This is a genomic window from Pseudomonas sp. PDM16 (assembly GCF_014851865.1).
In the GTDB taxonomy this organism is placed as follows: Bacteria; Pseudomonadota; Gammaproteobacteria; order Pseudomonadales; family Pseudomonadaceae; genus Aquipseudomonas.
This window is the reverse complement of record NZ_JACVAM010000002.1, coordinates 498,971-515,164: the sequence shown is the minus strand read 5'-3', so window position 1 is coordinate 515,164 and position 16,194 is coordinate 498,971. Positions and strand designations below refer to the sequence as shown.

Sequence of the window (16,194 nt, the reverse complement as noted above, 5' to 3'; positions counted from 1 at the left end):
AGTGTTTCCTTCTGTTTACAGGCGCAACCGACCGCTACGCCGCTTGGCGCCAAGCAGGCCATGGGGAATCAGGCTCTGTCGGTGATGAGCGTGACAGAGAGCAATGGCCAGCGCGTCGGACGCATCGATCTGCGGCTTCTGCACCAGTTTGAGCAGATGCATCACCATCATCTGCACCTGCTGTTTGTCCGCGCCACCGGTACCGGCGATGGCCTGTTTGACCTGGCTGGCGGTGTACTCGCTGACATCCAGACCCGACTCGATGCCGGCGACGATGGCCGCTCCGCGAGCCTGGCCAAGCTTGAGCGCCGAGTCGGCGTTCTTGGCCATGAACACCTGCTCGATGCCCATGGTCACCGGGCCATGCAGGCGAATCACCTCGCTGACACCGCGAAAAACCACTTGCAGCCGGCTGGCCAGATCGCCGTCACCGGTGCGTATGCAGCCGGAGGCAACGTACTCACAGCCACGCCCGGTGTCGCGCACCACACCGTAGCCGGTAATGCGCGAGCCGGGGTCGATGCCAAGGATCAGGGTCATGCAGCGCTTCGCTCCGTGGTCAGGCCGAGCCGACACACTGTCTATTTATCCAGCCGGAAGTATACGGAGCGGCTCAGCCATAAAAAAGGCTGACAGTCGCAGGTGACGAAAGAAACCGGAGGAGAACGCATTGCCAGGACTCACATGCGACAAGGCCCGGTGGAGCTATCACTCCACCGGGCCTTGTCATCGCACCTGTCTTATCAGACCAGTTGCTTCAGCGCCTCGCGGCTGAACGGCAGGATGTCGCTCTCGCGGCCATCGCGCACCTTCACCGCCCAGTCCGGGTCGACCAGCAGGGCGCGGCCCACAGCCACCAAGTCAAACTCCTGCTTGTTCAGGCGCTCCAGCAGATTTTCCAGGCTGGCCGGCTCGGCCACCTTGTCGGTGTTGACCATGAACTGCAGGAACTCGCCGTCCAGGCCGACGCTGCCCACGGTGATGGTCGGCTTGCCGGTCAGCTGGCGGGTCCAGCCGGCCAGGTTCAGGTCGCTACCGTCGAACTCCGGCTCCCAGAAGCGGCGGGTCGAGCAGTGGAAGATATCCACGCCAGCGTCGGCCAGCGGCTTGAGGAAAGCGCCCAGCTCTTCGGCGGTCTGTACCAGACGTGCGGTGTAGTCCTGCTGCTTCCACTGCGAGAAGCGGAAGATGATCGGGAAGTCCGGGCCAACAGCAGCGCGCACGGCCTGGATCAGCTCGATGGCGAAGCGCGAACGCTGGGCCAGGTCGCCACCGTATTCGTCGGTGCGCTTGTTGCTGCCTTCCCAGAAGAACTGGTCGACCAGATAACCGTGGGCGCCGTGGATTTCCACGCCGTCCATGCCGATGGCCTTGGCGTCGCGGGCGGCCTGGGCGAAGGCGGCGATCACTTCTTCGATGTCCTGCTTGGTCATGCCGTGAACCACGACATTGCCTTCCTTGACCTTCTCGCTCGGGCCGAAGCCCGGCACGCTGGCGTCCGGCTCGGTGCCGGCCTTGCGTACGTTGCCCACGTGCCACAGCTGCGGAACGATCTTGCCGCCTTCGGCGTGCACCGCGTCGACCACCTCTTTCCAGCCGGCCAGGGCGTCTTCACCGTAGAAGCGCGGCACGTGCGGGTAGCCGTTGGCGGCCTTGTGACCGACAGTGGTGCCCTCGGTGACGATCAGGCCAACGCCGGCCGCGGCGCGGCGACGGTAGTACTCGACCACCTGGGCGCCCGGTACGCCGCCCGGGGAGAAGGAGCGGGTCATCGGTGCCATCACCACGCGGGTCGGCAGCTCCAGGTTACCCAGGCGGAAGGGTTCGAACAGGGCTTTAACGGTCATGGATTCTCCTTGGGGCCGGCCAACTGACCGGTCGTCTCGTCGATAGGCAAAAAAGGGATCAGGGCCGCAACAGCAGCTCCAGACGGTGAATGAAGGCTTCCAGCGGCTGCAGGCTGCGGCCGACCTTGAGGCGCGCCAGCACGCCCTGCCAGGCGTTGGAAATGAAGGTCGCCAGGTTCTCGCAATCCTCGTCGGCGGCTAGCTCACCGGCGGCGCGCGCCTGCTCCAGACAGTCACGCAGGATGTCCACCGAGGCCTGCTGGATGCGTTCCACTTCGGCACCAATGGCCGGCAGGACTTCGCTCATCTCGAAGCTCAGACTGCCGATGAAGCAATGGCACTCGGGCTGCTCCTGACGCGAGAAATGCGCCAGCAGCTCTCGGTAGTAGCCGAGGATGCGCGCGCTGGGGCTCAGCGCCGAATTGCCCAGGGCCTCGGTGTAGCGCAGCAGGCGCGGCTGGTAGACGAACTCCAGGGCCTGCAGGGCGAAGTCTTCCTTACTGGCGAAGTAGTGATAGAAGCTGCCCTTGGGGATGCCGGCGGCCTGGACGATCTCCATCACGCCAGTGCCATGGTAGCCACGGCGCGTCATCACCTCCGAGCCCTTGGCCAGGATCAGGTCACGCTTGTCGAGTCGGATGCTGCTGTTCATGGCGCGCAGCATATGACCGGTCGTCTCGCCCTGAACAGCACTATTGATTCTGGTGATTAAAGGCTAGAACGCTGGTCGCTACAGCCAGGTGACGTGCTGCTCCAGGGGAAAGCGCAGTCGCGGGTTGTACACACCCTTCTCACCTTGGCGCCCGACCGCCAGGAGCATGATCGGGATAGCTGCACGCGGGATGTCCAGCACCTGACGCAGGCGCACCTCGTCGAAGCCCTCCATCGGGCAGGTCGCATAACCATGGCTCTGGAAGGCCAGCATTAGGTTTTCCGAGGCCAGCGCAGTCGATTTCACGGCCCAGAGACGCATGTCGGCCTTGCTGTTGGGAGTGCGCATCAGCGGCTTGCGCAACGCTGCCAGGCGCACCAGCTGACGCTTGAACAGGCCAAGCAGGCCCAGAGGGCCCTGGTTGTACTGGAAAGGCGCGGTCTTGGCGTAGAAACTACGGATCCGCCCCGGCACCTCGGGCTCCGGCCAATACTCCACGATGTTGCTGCAGGCCTGTTTCCAGGTATCCGGACGGGCTAGCACAGCGATGATCAAAGGCGCCTTCGCCGCATTCTGGCTCATGCACACCGGGTGCAGCCGGGCCAGCAGGGCCGGATCACGAATCGCCTGGAAGCTCCAGGGCTGCAGGTTGCAGGAGTTGGGCGCAAGCACGGCCAGCTCCAGGCAGTCGCGGATCACCTCGTCCGGCACCGGCTCGGGCAGGAAGCGACGCACCGCACGGCGGCTCTCGATCAGCGCACGCAGTGCCTGGGGTGAGGTCGTGGGACTGAGATCGTCGGGGGAGAAGCTGGTCATATGAGGCCTCCTCGGCAGGTGCTCCGATTAGGCTATCGGGACGCCGAGGGGGCAATACGGCCGGTGACAATCGGCCGGAGGATTGGCGCAATCAGCCTAGGGCTTTTTCGATGGCCAGGATCAGCGCGGGATCATCTGGCGCGGTGCGCGGCGAGAAGCGCGCCAGTACTCGACCATCGCGGCCGACCAGAAACTTCTCGAAGTTCCAGGTGATATCGCCGGGGAACTCGGCGCCCTCGCCCGCCAGCAGGCGGTAAAGTGGGTGGCGGCCTGGGCCATTGACTTCGAGCTTGCTACCCAGCGGGAAGGTCACGCCATAGTTGAGGCTGCAGAACTCGCGGATCTCGTCCTCGCTGCCCGGCTCCTGGCCAGCGAACTGGTTGCACGGCAGACCAAGGACGGTGAAGCCCCGCGCGTGGTACTGCTTGTGCAGCGCTTCGAGGCCAGCGTACTGCGGAGTCAAGCCGCACTTGGAGGCCACGTTGACCACCAGTACCAGTTGACCCTTGTAGGGCGCCAGAGGCAGATCCTGGCCATCCAGCGCGCGCAGATTGAGATCGTGAAAGGCACTCATGACAAACTCCTTGAGCATGCGCGGGTGACGAAAAAGGCGCCCGTGGGCGCCTTTTCGGTTAGATCAGCTTAGCAGCCGCTGCACAGCTTGGAACGACCATAAGTCGTATTGCGCAATGGTCAACCAGCCGAACGAGCTGCCTGAGCAGCTCGCAGATCAGTGGTGATGACCACCTTCGCCATGGATGTGGCCATGGGCCACTTCTTCGGCACTGGCTTCACGCACGCTGACGACCTTGACCTGGAAGTTCAGGCGCTGGCCGGCCAGCGGATGGTTGCCGTCGACGATCACGTCGTCGCCTTCGATATCGCGGATGGTGACAATCTGCATACCGCCGTCCGGACCGGAAGCATGGAACTGCATGCCCACTTCCAGCTCATCGACGCCTTCGAACATGCTGCGGTTCAGGGTGGCAACCAGCTCGGCGCTGTACTCGCCATAGGCATCAGCCGGCTCGATGGCCACGCTCAGCTCGTCACCGGCCTGCTTGCCTTCGAGTGCCTTCTCCAGGCCGACGATGATGTTGCCAGCACCCTGCAGGTATACCAGCGGAGCACCGCCGGCGGAGCTGTCGATCACCTCGCCGGCATCGTTGGTCAGGGTATAGTCGATGGACACGGCCTTGTTGGCGGCGATCAGCATGGAGGGAAAACCTTTTGCTAGAGAATGGAAAGGGGCCAAGTTTAACCGTCACCGGGACCGAAAGCGACCGCGGCACGGACAGACGGGCTACGGTGCTGCTGGGCTTCCACCAGGACGAGGAAAACCATTGGGTCGCCGACCTGTCCTGCGGCCATACGCAGCACCTGCGCCACCAACCACCGTGGCAGAATCGCGCCTGGGTCACGGATCCAATCGAACGCCAGCGCCATCTTGGCCAGCCCTTCTCTTGTGGCCGGTGCGCTACCGAATCGGCGCAACACGTGGATAAGGAATAGCCATGCCGGCACGCAACATTCTGGTCATCAACTGCGGTAGCTCGTCGATCAAATTCGCTCTGGTCAACGAAGCCCACTCGCAATTCACCCTCAGCGGCCTCGCCGAGCGTCTGGGCAGCCCGGACGCCGTGTTGCACTGGCAACGTGGCGGAGAGAAGGACAGCCTGATGCTGCCGAACGGCGACCACCGCGCCGCACTGCATCAGCTGCTGCCACTGGTACAGGGCGCCGCCGGCGGCAAGCTGCACGGCATCGGCCACCGCGTGGTGCATGGCGGCGAGCAGTTCACTGCCGCCTGCCGCATCGACGCCCATAGCCTGCAGGCAATCCGCGCCACCGCGCCGCTGGCGCCGCTACACAATCCGGCCAACCTGCTGGGCATCGAGGCGGCGCTCAAGCTGTTCCCCAACCTCACCCAGGTGGCGGTGTTCGACACTGCCTTCCACCAGAGCCTGCCCGAACACGCCTATCGCTACGCCGTGCCGGAGCACCTGTACCGCGAGCACGGTGTGCGCCGCTACGGCTTCCACGGCACCAGCCACCGCTTTGTCAGCCGCCGCGCAGCGGAGATGGCAGGGCTGTCCAGCGGCGACAGCAGCTGGCTATCCGCCCACCTGGGCAACGGCTGCTCCACCTGCGCCATCGTCGATGGCAAGAGCCGCGACACCAGCATGGGCCTGACCCCGCTGGAGGGTCTGGTCATGGGCACCCGCAGCGGCGATGTCGACCCCAACCTGCACGGCCACCTGGCGCGTACCCTGGGCTGGAGCCTGGAGCAGATCGACGCCATGCTCAACAAGGACAGCGGCCTGCTCGGCCTGTCCGGTCTGTCCAACGACATGCGCAGCCTGGAACAGGCCCGCGAACAGGGTCACCCCGGCGCGACCCTGGCCATCGAAGTATTCTGCTACCGCCTGGCCAAATCGCTGGCCGCCATGAGCTGCGCCCTGCCCCAGCTGGACGGCCTGATCTTCACCGGCGGCATCGGCGAGAACTCGCCATTGATCCGCAGCAAGACGGTGGCCCACCTCAAGCTGTTCAATCTCGCCCTCGACAAAGAGGCCAACGCCCGCTGCATCCGCGGCGTCGCTGGCACCATCCAGGCCCACGGTCACCCACGGGTGCTGGTGGTGCCGACCAACGAGGAACGGCAGATCGCCCTCGACACCCTGGCCCTGCTCACTGCCTGACGGCCATCCAAGGAACGCCCATGCATACCTTCTTCATCGCCCCCACCGGTTTCGGCGTCGGCCTCACCTCCATCAGTCTCGGCCTGGTACGTGCCCTGCAGCGCGCCGGGCTGAAGGTCGGCTTCTTCAAGCCGATTGCCCAGCCGCATCCTGGCGATAGCGGCCCGGAACGCTCCAGCGAACTGATCGCCCGTACCCATGGCCTGCTGCCACCCAAGTCGCTGCCGCTGGCCCAGGTCGAGCGCATGCTTGGCGATGGTCACCTTGACGAGCTGCTGGAAGAGATAGTCAGTCTGCACCAACAGGCCTCCGCAGGCATGGATGTATTGATCGTCGAAGGCATGGTGCCGACCCGTCAGGCCAGCTACGCGGCAAGGGTCAACGTGCACCTGGCCAAGAGCCTGGATGCCGAGATCATCCTGGTCTCAGCGCCGGAAGGCGAAGAGCCGGAGAACCTCACCGAACTGTCCGACCGCATCGAGATTCAGGCCCAGTTGTTCGGTGGCCCACAGGATCCGAAGGTGATCGGCGTGATCCTCAACAAGGTGCGCCACCCCGACGGCGTGGAGGCATTCACCGAGCAACTCGGCCAACTCTCCCCCCTGCTGCGGGCCGGCAACTTCCACCTGCTTGGCTGCATTCCCTGGCAGGACGAGCTGAACGCCCCGCGCACCCGCGACGTGGCCGAATTGCTCGGTGCACAGATCCTCAACGCCGGCGACTATGAGCAGCGCCGCGTGCAGAAGATCGTGCTGTGCGCCCGCGCCGTGCCCAACACCGTACAACTGCTCAAGCCCGGCGTGCTGGTGGTCACTCCCGGCGACCGCGACGACATCATCCTCGCCGCCAGTCTGGCCTCGATGAACGGCGTGCCGCTGGCCGGCCTCATGCTGTGCAGCGACTTCCCGCCAGACCCGCGCATCCTCGAACTGTGCCAGGGCGCCCTGCAGGGCGGTCTACCGGTGATGAGCGTGAGCACCGGCTCCTACGACACGGCGACCAACCTCAACCGGATGAACAAGGAAATCCCCGTGGACGACCGCGAGCGCGCGGAGAAGGTCACCGAGTTCGTCGCCGGGCATATCGACCACGACTGGCTCAAGCAACGCTGCGGCAGCCCGCGCGAGCTGCGCCTGTCACCACCGGCGTTCCGCTACCAACTGGTGCGCCGCGCCCAGGCGGCCAACAAGCGCATTGTCCTGCCGGAAGGCAGCGAGCCACGCACCGTGCAGGCCGCTGCCATCTGCCAGGCCCGCGGCATCGCCCGCTGCGTGCTGCTGGCCAAGCCTGAGGATGTACACAACGTAGCCAAGGCCCAGGGCATCGTGCTGCCCGATGGCCTGGAGATTCTCGATCCGGAGCTGATCCGCGAGCGCTATGTCGACCCGATGGTCGAGCTGCGCAAGGGCAAGGGCCTCAATGCGCCCATGGCCCTGGCCCAGCTGGAAGACAGCGTGGTGCTGGGCACCATGATGCTGGCCTTGGACGAAGTCGACGGCCTGGTTTCCGGTGCTATCCACACCACCGCCAACACCATCCGCCCCGCCCTGCAACTGATCAAGACGGCGCCCGGCTACAAGCTGGTGTCCTCGGTGTTCTTCATGCTGCTGCCGGACCAGGTGCTGGTGTATGGCGACTGCGCGGTGAACCCGGACCCCAACGCCGCCGAGCTGGCCGAGATCGCCCTGCAGAGCGCCGCCTCCGCCGAGGCCTTCGGCGTGCCGGCGCGGGTGGCGATGATCAGCTATTCAACCGGCGACTCAGGCAGCGGCGCCGAGGTAGAGAAAGTGCGCGACGCCACCCGCCTCGCTCGCGAGGCCAACCCGACCCTGCTGATTGACGGCCCACTGCAATACGACGCCGCCGCCATCGTCAGCGTTGGTCGACAGAAGGCGCCAAACAGCCAGGTGGCCGGCCGTGCAACGGTATTCGTGTTCCCCGACCTGAACACCGGCAACACCACCTACAAGGCCGTACAGCGCAGCGCCGACTGCGTCAGCGTCGGCCCCATGCTGCAAGGTCTGCGCAAGCCGGTGAACGACCTGTCGCGCGGCGCGCTGGTGGACGACATCGTCTACACCATCGCCCTCACCGCCATCCAGGCGGCGCGCTGATCCGGTGCGGGGCAGTCACAAGACTGCCCCCGAGTTGAGCTAGAATCCGCGCGCCAGTATATGGGCGTGGAAAGAGTGAGCTTGACCAGATAGTCAACCACAGCACTTGCCGTTCAGTGTACAAGCGTTAACCTTGGCGCCGGACCGACCTGCCGTATGGGATCGCTGCAGGTATCTCGACCGCACAGGGGCACATAGAAAGCCCCACGACCAGGAGCCCTTCGAGCCCATGCTGCACTTCCTGCCCGCCCCGTTGCGCGGGGTCATCAGCGCCCTGCTGCTGGCCCTCAACACCCTGATCTGCTGCTGGCCGCTGTTTATCGTGGCGCTGCTCAAGCTGCTGCTGCCGGTGCCAGCCTTGCAACGCGGACTGCGCTTCGTGATGCACGCTGTCGCCGAGTTCTGGATCAGCTTCAACAAGTTCTGGATGAATCAGGTGCGCGACACCCACTGGGACGTCGAAGGCATCCAGGGCATGGACCTGCGCCATTCCTATCTGATCACCAGCAATCACCAGAGCTGGGTAGACATCTTGGTGCTGCAGTACCTGCTCAACCGACGCGTACCTTTTCTCAAGTTCTTCCTCAAGCAGGAGCTGATCTGGGTGCCGGTGATCGGCCTGTGCTGGTGGGCGCTCGAGTTCCCGTTCATGAAGCGCTACACCAAGGAATACCTGGCCAAGCACCCGGAGAAGCGTGGACAGGACCTGGCCACTACACGCAAGGCCTGTGCGCGTTACAAGAACAACCCGGTGTCGGTATTCAACTTCCTCGAAGGCACCCGACTGACCCCACAGAAGCACGCCCAGCAGAAGTCACCCTTCAAGTACCTGCTCAAGCCCAAGGCCGGCGGCATTGCTTTCGTGCTGGATGCGATGGGCGAGCAGCTGGACGCCATCGTCAACGTCACCATCCATTACCCGTCCGGCAACCCGGGCTTCTGGGACCTGCTCTGTGGGCGCCTTGACCAGGTGGTCGTACGTTTCGAGAAACTGGCCATTCCCGCCGAATTCATCGGTCGCAACTACGACCAGGACGAGGAGTACCGCCTGCAGTTCCAACAGTGGGTCAACCAGCTGTGGGAGGCCAAGGACGCCCAACTCGGGCGCCTGCACGAGGAATATCCGGGCCGCGCCTGAGACCTAGCCGATCACCAGTGGCGGCTCGTCCGGCTTCCAGCTGGACCAGTCCAGCCGAGGTGGAAACTTGCTGGCACGGGCTGTCGGCAGCCCCGGCGCGACGAGGAAGCCCTGCATCGTGGTGCAGCGGTGGGCCATCAGCCAGTCGCGCTGTTCCACCGTCTCCACCCCTTCGGCGATCACCTCCAACCCCAGGTGATGGCCGAGGTCGATGATGGTGCTGACAATCGCCGCATCCTTGGGCGAATCGAGCATGTTGGCAATGAACAGGCGGTCGATCTTCAGCGTGTCCAGTTCGAAGTGGCGCAGGTAGGCCAGCGACGAGTAGCCGGTGCCGAAATCGTCGATGGCGATGCGTACCCCCAGCGCCCGCAACTGGCGCAACTGCTCACGGGTGGTGTCGAGGTCCTGCATCAACGCGCCTTCGGTCACCTCCACTTCCAGTTGTGATGGCGCAAGCCGATGCTGTTCCAGCATGCGGCGCAGGTCATCCACCAACTGCGGCATGCCGAACTGCACCGGGCTGACGTTGATGCTGAGCAGCAACTGCTCGCCGAACTTTGCCTGCCAGGTACGGCACTGGCGAATGCCCTGATTGAAGATCCAGTCACCCAGGCGGTTGATCAGGCGCGTCTCCTCCAGCAGCGGAATGAACACCCCCGGCGAGATGGTGCCAGCCACCCGGTGCTCCCAGCGCAACAGGGCCTCGAAGCCACGCAGGCGACCGCTGGCCAGGTCGATCTGCGGCTGGTAGACCAGCACGAAATCATCCTGCTCGATGGCCGTACGCAGGCTCTCCTCCAGCATCAGCCGTGAGCGGGCCCGACCGTTCATTTCCGGCGAAAAGAAGCGGTACTGCTGGCGACCGGCCCGCTTGGCCTCGTACATGGCCATGTCGGCCGAACGCAGCAGACCATCTACCGTCTGCCCGCACTCCGGGTAGCAGGCGATACCGATACTGGCACCCAGGGTGAAGTCGACGCCGTCCAGCGAGTGCCGCACCGATACCAGTTCGATCAGCTTCTCCGCCACCCGTGCCGCATCCTCGGGATGATCGAGGCTGTCGAGCAGCGCGGTGAACTCATCGCCGCCCATGCGCGCCACGATGTCGTAAGGGCGCAGGCAGACCTTCAACTGCTCGCCAACCTTGCGCAGTATCTGGTCGCCGGCATCGTGGCCGAGCGAGTCGTTGATGCGTTTGAAGCCATCCAGGTCCAGATAGAGCACGGCCATGCGCTTGCCGCTGCGATCGATACGCGACAATGCCGAGTCCAGCGCCTTGTGAAAGCCGCGGCGGTTGTGCAAGCCGGTCAGCGCGTCGGTAATCGCCTGCGATTCGAGCTGGGCGTGCAGGTTGCTCACCACCGACATATCCAGGGCGATCAGCACCATGGAGTTCTGGTACTGCGGCAGCGGCGAGCAGGAAAGCGCCACCGGCAGGTAACCTCCACTCAGCGTGCCGAGCACCGCATCGTGCACCCGGTAGGTCTGGCCGGCACGCCAGTGCCGGTAGAACTCGCTGTCCCGCCATTGGCCCGGCATCTCCGGTGCCTTGAGGTAGGACAGCAGCGAGGTACCCTTGAGGCCCGCCACTTCGCAGTGAAGCATCTGCGCCATCGCCGGGTTGGCGAAGCGGATGGTGCCGTTCTGGTCGATCACCAGGATGCCTTCGGAGGCATTGTCCAGCACCGAGGCGTTGAAGGCCCGCTCGCTGTCCAGCTGCTGGGTCAGCAGCAGCAACTCGTGGCGATGCCGCTCCTGCTCCAGCAGGGCGTTGATCTTGTGCTTGAGCACCTTCGGATCGAAGGGCTTGAGAATGAAATCCACCGCGCCGATGGCGTAGCCCTGCAGCACCGAATCCTCGGTGTGGGCGATGGCCGACAGAAAGATGATCGGCGTATAGCGGGTGTGCGGGCTGCCTCGCATCAGGCGGGCCACCTCGAAACCGTCCATCTTCGGCATCTGTACGTCGAGCAGCACCAGACCGACGTCCTCGTCCATCATGCAACGCAGGGCCGCCTCGCCGGAGTCCACGGTGCGCACGTTCCACTGCCCGTCGCCGAGCAGCGCTTCCATGGCGATCAGGTTCTCCTCGCGGTCATCCACCACCAGCAGGATCTGCTGGTCCCTCTCCGTCTCAAGTTGCAACTGCCCCATGCAGCCCTCCTTTCCTCGGCATCAATCGTTCCCTCTCAGCCCTGCACCTTCCGCTCCGGCTCCTGCGCAACAGCCAGCCAGCGGTGCAACATTTCCAGCAGTTCCTGACGACCGACCGGCTTGGCCAGGTAGTCGTCACAGCCGGCAGTAATGCATTTCTCGCGGTCGCCCTTCATGGCATGGGCCGTGAGGGCTATGACTGGAACGCCGCAGCCCCGTTCACCTTTCAGGATGCGCGTGGCGGTGTAGCCATCCATGTTCGGCATGGCCATATCCATCAGCACCAGATCGAAGGGCTCGCGGCCGAATACCTCAAGCGCTTCCACTCCATCCTTCGCCGGCATCACCACCAGCCCCAACTCGTCGAGCAGCGCGGTCATCGCGTAGATGTTGCGAATGTCGTCGTCCACCAGCAGTACGCGCCGCCCTGCCAGCTCCGAACTGCTCGCCTGCGGCTCACGCACGGCGGAAAGAAAGCCCTGCAACGCATCGCTTAGCGGCGACAGGTCATCGCCGCTCTTGCGCACCACCACGGCCGAATAGCGACGCAGGCGCTGCAGATCCTGGCGGGTGATATCGACGCCGGTGTTGATGACCACCTGAGTGCCCAGCAGCGGGCGCTCGCGATGCAACGCCTCGAGCAGGTCGAAGCCGTGTTGATCGGGCAGGTTGAGATCGATCACCAGCGCATCGAAATGTCTGCCTAAGTAGGCCTGGCGCGCCTCCTCGGCGCTGCCCAAGGCCACGACGTGGAAACCGATCTGCGTCAGGTGCTCGCGATAATGCTCGCGTTCCACCTCCACATCCTCGACCAGCAACAGATGGCGAGACGGCGAGTTGAACACGGTGATGTCCTGGAATACCTGCTCCAGGTCCTGGCGCGCCACCGGCTTGACCAGGTAGCTGGTGCCATCGCTGTGCCAGTCTTGTGGCTGCGGCACGCACGACACGATGTGCACCGGCACATCGCGGTACTGCAGCAGGCCGCGCAGGCGCCGGTAGATCTGCCAGCCGCTGATGTCCGGCAGGAGGATGTCGAGGATCACCGCGACGAAGCGCTCGCTCTGCATCAGCGCAATCGCCTGCTTGCCGTTACGGCAGTGCACGCTGGAGAAGCCATGGCCCTGTGCCTGCTCGGCGATCACAGCTGCGAAATTGGGATCGTCCTCGACTATGAGCACCGCCGGGCCATTACCACCGCGCTGCGGCAGCGAAGTCAGCGGATCGTCCTCCTTCTCCACCGGATTCAGCGCCACCACCGGTAGCCGCACGATGAAGCGCGAGCCCTCCCCCGGCGTACTTTCAAGGCTGATCTGGCCACCCAGTACCTCGACCAGTTGGCGGGTGATGGCTAGGCCCAGACCGGTGCCACCGAAGCGCCGGCTGGTGGAACCGTCGATCTGCTGGAAGGCCTGGAATATCCGTTCGTGCTGCGCCGGGTCGATGCCGATACCACTATCTCGAACGACGAACTGCAGGGTTTCACGTTCATCGTCCAGAGACACCGGCGAGTGGCCGATGGACAGCTCCACATCGCCGATCTCGGTGAACTTGAGGGCGTTGGACAGAAGGTTGCGCAGGATCTGCTGCAAGCGCCCACGATCACTGTGGATGACCCGCGCAACACCCGGTTCCAGATGGGTGAGCAACCGCAACCCCTTGATCTCGGCCATCGGCCGCAGGCTGGAATCCAGTTCCACCAGCAGGTCGTGAATGTTCACCGGCTCGAGTTTGAGCTGGACCCGACCGGCCTCGATCTTGGCCAGGTCGAGCACGTCGTTGATCAGTTGCAACAGATCGTTGCCGGCCTTGTAGACGATGTCCGCATGCTTGACCTGCTTCTCGGTCAGGTTGCCGGCGGCGTTGTGTCGGAGCTGCTCGCTGAGGATCAGGATGCTGTTGAGCGGCGTGCGCAGCTCATGAGACATGTTGGCCAGAAATTCCGACTTGTAACGGTTGGCCAGGGCCAGTTGCTCGGCCTGCTCGCGCAGGCGCTGCTCGGCCGCCTTGCGCTCGCTGATGTCGATGATCACCGCCTGCACCAGGCGATCGTCGCCAGCGCTAATCGGCGACAGCCCTACCTCCAGGGGGATCATGTGACCGTCACGGTGTTGGCCGAACAGCTCGCGATTGCCACCCATGCGCCGTGGCGAAGGATCCTTGATAAACGAATCACGCAGCACCGGATGCTGCTCGCGGGCGGACTCCGGCAGCAGCATCTCCACCGGCTGGCCAAGCAACTCGGCGCGGGTGTAGCCGAACATCTGCTCGGCCTGGCGGTTGACCATGCTCAGTCGCCCACGCCCATCCACCAGCACGATGGCGTTGGGCGAGGCCTCGACTACCAGACGAAAACGCTCTTCGGCGGACTTGCGCTCGCTGATATCGATGATCACCGCCTGTACCAGCACCTCTTCGCCGACGCGGATCGGCGCCAGCCCAACCTCCAGCGGAATCTGCCGACCATCGCGGTGCTGACCGAAGAGCTCGCGATTGCCCCCCATGCGGCGCTGCTCCGGCGCCTGCTGGAAGGCCTGGCGCATGCCGGCATGGCCCGCGCGCAGCTGCTCCGGCAGCAAACGCTCCACTGGCTGGCCGAGAAGCTCGCTGCGCTCGTAGCCGAACAGCAGCTCCACCTGGCGATTGACCATGGCTACCTTGCCGCTGCTGTCGACCAACACGATGGCATTGGGCGAGGCCTCCACCACCAGACGGAAACGCCCCTCGCTCTCACCCAAACGCCGGCTCTGCCGCTCGCTCGCCACCAGTGCGCGCTCACGCAGAAACAGGAAGCCGCCAACCAGCAACGACATCAGCAGTGACGCCAGCAACCCCGTGCCCAGGCCGATCGGCAGACCGCTGTTACCCACGCTCGCCTCGTAGACGGGTGTGCTGCTAACTCGCAACGACCAGTCCCGACCATAGATGTTCAGCTGTCGTTCGGTCTTGAAACGCGGTACATGGCCTTCAGTACCGATGTGAGCCAGCAGCGGCGTATCGGCATCATCCGGGTCGATCAACTCGATTTCGAACTGGGCGGCACTACTGCCGAGGATGCCGTGCATCAAATCGGCCATGCGGAACGAGCCGGCGATCACTCCCTGCATCGCCTCACGGCGCTCCTCCAGGGTGCTCAGAGGAGCATTCAGGCGGAACACCGGCAGATAGAGCAGCACCCCCGTCTGCACGTCCTTCTCGGTTTCCTGCTTGAGCTTCAAAGGCCCGGTGAGTACGGCCTCACCGCTGTCGCGCGCGGCACTGATGGCCACCCGGCGCGTTTCTTCGCTGTACATATCGAACCCGATGACCCGACGGTTGCGCCAGTCCAGCGGGTTGATGAACTCGATCACCATGTAGGCGTCCCGCTCGCCGGGCGGGTAGACCATGAAATCGTTACGCCCCTCGCTCTGCAACTCGTCGACGAAGGTTCGCAGCTCGCCAGCCCGGAGATAGCGCCCCCAGGCCAGTGCCTGGATGCCAGGATAATGATCCTGCAGTTGCAGCTGATCGGTGGCACGCTGCCACTCCAGATCGGATACCTGATCGCTGCCGGACATCAGGCCAGCCATGCCCCGCAGCACCATCTCATAGGCGCGCATACGCTCGCGCACGCTGAGCTCGACGCCGTCCACGGCCAAGGCGAAGCGTTGCTCCTGCGCCAGGCGGCTGCCCTGCTCCAGCGTCCACCACTGCCAGAGCACCAGCGAACCGAGGCCGAGCAGCAGCAACAGACTGATCAGAAAGGGAACGACGGGCTTGCGGGCAAGGGATATGGGAGCGGCTTCGTCCATGGGTTCTCCTGTTCCTTACAGCACCACGCCTCGCTCACCTGAGGCGCACCCGCGCGCGCGAGCGGGCGCAGCGCCTGCTGAGAGTGTAGTCAGGATTTTTTAGGGATAACCCGGCACGACAGACGGCAGTTGGCCATCACTCAGAAAAGCAGAAGGCCCCATTCGGGGCCTTCTGCTGAAGCTATCTGTCACTGGGCGCCAGGCAAAGGCCGTAGCGTCACCTCGACCCGGCGGTTCTGGGCACGGCCGTCGGCAGTCGCATTGCTCGCCACCGGCTGATCCGGGCCAGCACCACGGGTGCTCAGGCGCGACGCGTCGACGCCTTGGGCCGTCAGGTAGTTGGCCACGCTCTGGGCACGGCGCTGCGACAGGCCAACGTTATGTGCATGGCTGCCGGTGCTGTCGGTATGGCCGACGATCTCGATGCTGTTCTGGTTGTACTGGCGGAAGGACGATGCCAGGTTGTTCAGCGGGGTATAGAAGCTGCTGGCGATATCCGAAGAGTCGGTGGCGAAGGTGATGTTGCCGGGCATGATCAGCTGGATGGTATCGCCCTGACGCTGCACCTCCACGCCGGTGCCTTCCATGCTGCGACGCAGCTGTTCCTCCTGCTTGTCCGCGTAGTAGCCATAGCCGGCACCGGCGGCACCCGCCACGGCGGCACCTATCAGCGCGCCCTTGCCGCGGTTGTCATGGTTGATTGCGGCACCTGCCACAGCCCCGGCCACGGCCCCTATGCCACCGTATTTGGCAGTCTTGCTGGTACCGGAACCCTGCTGGTTCTCGTAGGGGTTCTGCGATGCACACCCCGCCAGCAGGGCCAGAAGTACTGCGGCGAGGACGGGGCGAGAAGAGGACAAAGTAAACATGGACTACTCCTGAACGAAGAACCTGCGGATGGGCAGGTTGCAGCGGTTTAGAGCACGGGCCTCCCTGAAGATTCCCCGCCAGCCGCTCCGCTTGCACCGGGTTCCGAG

13 protein-coding genes are annotated in these 16,194 nt (G+C 64.3%); 4 read left to right on the top strand and 9 right to left on the bottom strand.

The genetic code is table 11. The annotated features are described in order from the left end of the window. Nucleotides 1–15: 15 nt before the first annotated feature. The 6 genes from ruvC to IB234_RS08885 form a co-directional block, all read right to left on the bottom strand. The gene (gene ruvC / locus IB234_RS08910; RefSeq protein ID WP_192316635.1) at nucleotides 16–540 is read right to left on the bottom strand and encodes a crossover junction endodeoxyribonuclease RuvC; all 525 of its coding nucleotides are present in this window, start codon (nucleotides 538–540) and stop codon (nucleotides 16–18) included. Between the two features lie 203 nt (nucleotides 541–743). After that, nucleotides 744–1,847, bottom strand: a complete 1,104-nt coding sequence (locus IB234_RS08905; RefSeq protein ID WP_192316633.1) for an NADH:flavin oxidoreductase — start codon at nucleotides 1,845–1,847, stop codon at nucleotides 744–746. Between the two features lie 58 nt (nucleotides 1,848–1,905). Next, the gene (locus tag IB234_RS08900; RefSeq protein ID WP_043306900.1) at nucleotides 1,906–2,511 is read right to left on the bottom strand and encodes a TetR/AcrR family transcriptional regulator; all 606 of its coding nucleotides are present in this window, start codon (nucleotides 2,509–2,511) and stop codon (nucleotides 1,906–1,908) included. 66 nt (nucleotides 2,512–2,577) lie between these two features. After that, complete coding sequence (locus IB234_RS08895; RefSeq protein ID WP_192316631.1) at nucleotides 2,578–3,315, bottom strand: nitroreductase family protein; 738 nt, start codon at nucleotides 3,313–3,315, stop codon at nucleotides 2,578–2,580. Between the two features lie 91 nt (nucleotides 3,316–3,406). Further along, nucleotides 3,407–3,889: a glutathione peroxidase gene (locus IB234_RS08890; protein WP_192316629.1), complete on the bottom strand. Its 483-nt coding sequence runs from the start codon at nucleotides 3,887–3,889 to the stop codon at nucleotides 3,407–3,409. Between the two features lie 156 nt (nucleotides 3,890–4,045). Beyond that, entirely contained in the window at nucleotides 4,046–4,531 is a 486-nt protein-coding gene (locus tag IB234_RS08885; protein ID WP_192316627.1) for an FKBP-type peptidyl-prolyl cis-trans isomerase, read from the bottom strand. Nucleotides 4,532–4,545: 14 nt separating this feature from the next. Here IB234_RS08885 and IB234_RS08880 point away from each other — a divergent pair, with 14 nt between their 5' ends. The 4 genes from IB234_RS08880 to IB234_RS08865 all read left to right on the top strand — a co-directional run bounded on the left by IB234_RS08880 (nucleotide 4,546) and on the right by IB234_RS08865 (nucleotide 9,269). Then, the gene (locus tag IB234_RS08880) at nucleotides 4,546–4,827 is read left to right on the top strand and encodes a DUF3565 domain-containing protein (protein ID WP_192316625.1); all 282 of its coding nucleotides are present in this window, start codon (nucleotides 4,546–4,548) and stop codon (nucleotides 4,825–4,827) included. Between the two features lie 2 nt (nucleotides 4,828–4,829). After that, nucleotides 4,830–6,017, top strand: coding sequence for an acetate kinase (locus IB234_RS08875; protein WP_192316623.1), 1,188 nt, complete (start codon nucleotides 4,830–4,832; stop codon nucleotides 6,015–6,017). A 20-nt stretch (nucleotides 6,018–6,037) separates the two neighbouring features. Then, complete coding sequence (pta, locus tag IB234_RS08870) at nucleotides 6,038–8,131, top strand: phosphate acetyltransferase (protein ID WP_192316621.1); 2,094 nt, start codon at nucleotides 6,038–6,040, stop codon at nucleotides 8,129–8,131. 229 nt (nucleotides 8,132–8,360) lie between these two features. Continuing rightward, nucleotides 8,361–9,269, top strand: a complete 909-nt coding sequence (locus tag IB234_RS08865; protein ID WP_192316619.1) for an acyltransferase — start codon at nucleotides 8,361–8,363, stop codon at nucleotides 9,267–9,269. 3 nt (nucleotides 9,270–9,272) lie between these two features. On the opposite strand, the gene IB234_RS08860 is transcribed toward IB234_RS08865, so the two are convergent. From IB234_RS08860 to IB234_RS08850, 3 genes are all read right to left on the bottom strand, one after another. Further along, nucleotides 9,273–11,426, bottom strand: coding sequence for a putative bifunctional diguanylate cyclase/phosphodiesterase (locus IB234_RS08860; RefSeq protein WP_192316617.1), 2,154 nt, complete (start codon nucleotides 11,424–11,426; stop codon nucleotides 9,273–9,275). 35 nt (nucleotides 11,427–11,461) lie between these two features. Then, nucleotides 11,462–15,217 carry a PAS domain S-box protein gene (locus IB234_RS08855; protein WP_192316615.1) on the bottom strand — a complete coding sequence of 1,252 codons (3,756 nt, stop codon included), beginning with the start codon at nucleotides 15,215–15,217 and terminating at the stop codon, nucleotides 11,462–11,464. 188 nt (nucleotides 15,218–15,405) lie between these two features. Beyond that, nucleotides 15,406–16,086, bottom strand: coding sequence for an OmpA family protein (locus IB234_RS08850; RefSeq protein ID WP_192316613.1), 681 nt, complete (start codon nucleotides 16,084–16,086; stop codon nucleotides 15,406–15,408). Nucleotides 16,087–16,194: the final 108 nt, after the last annotated feature.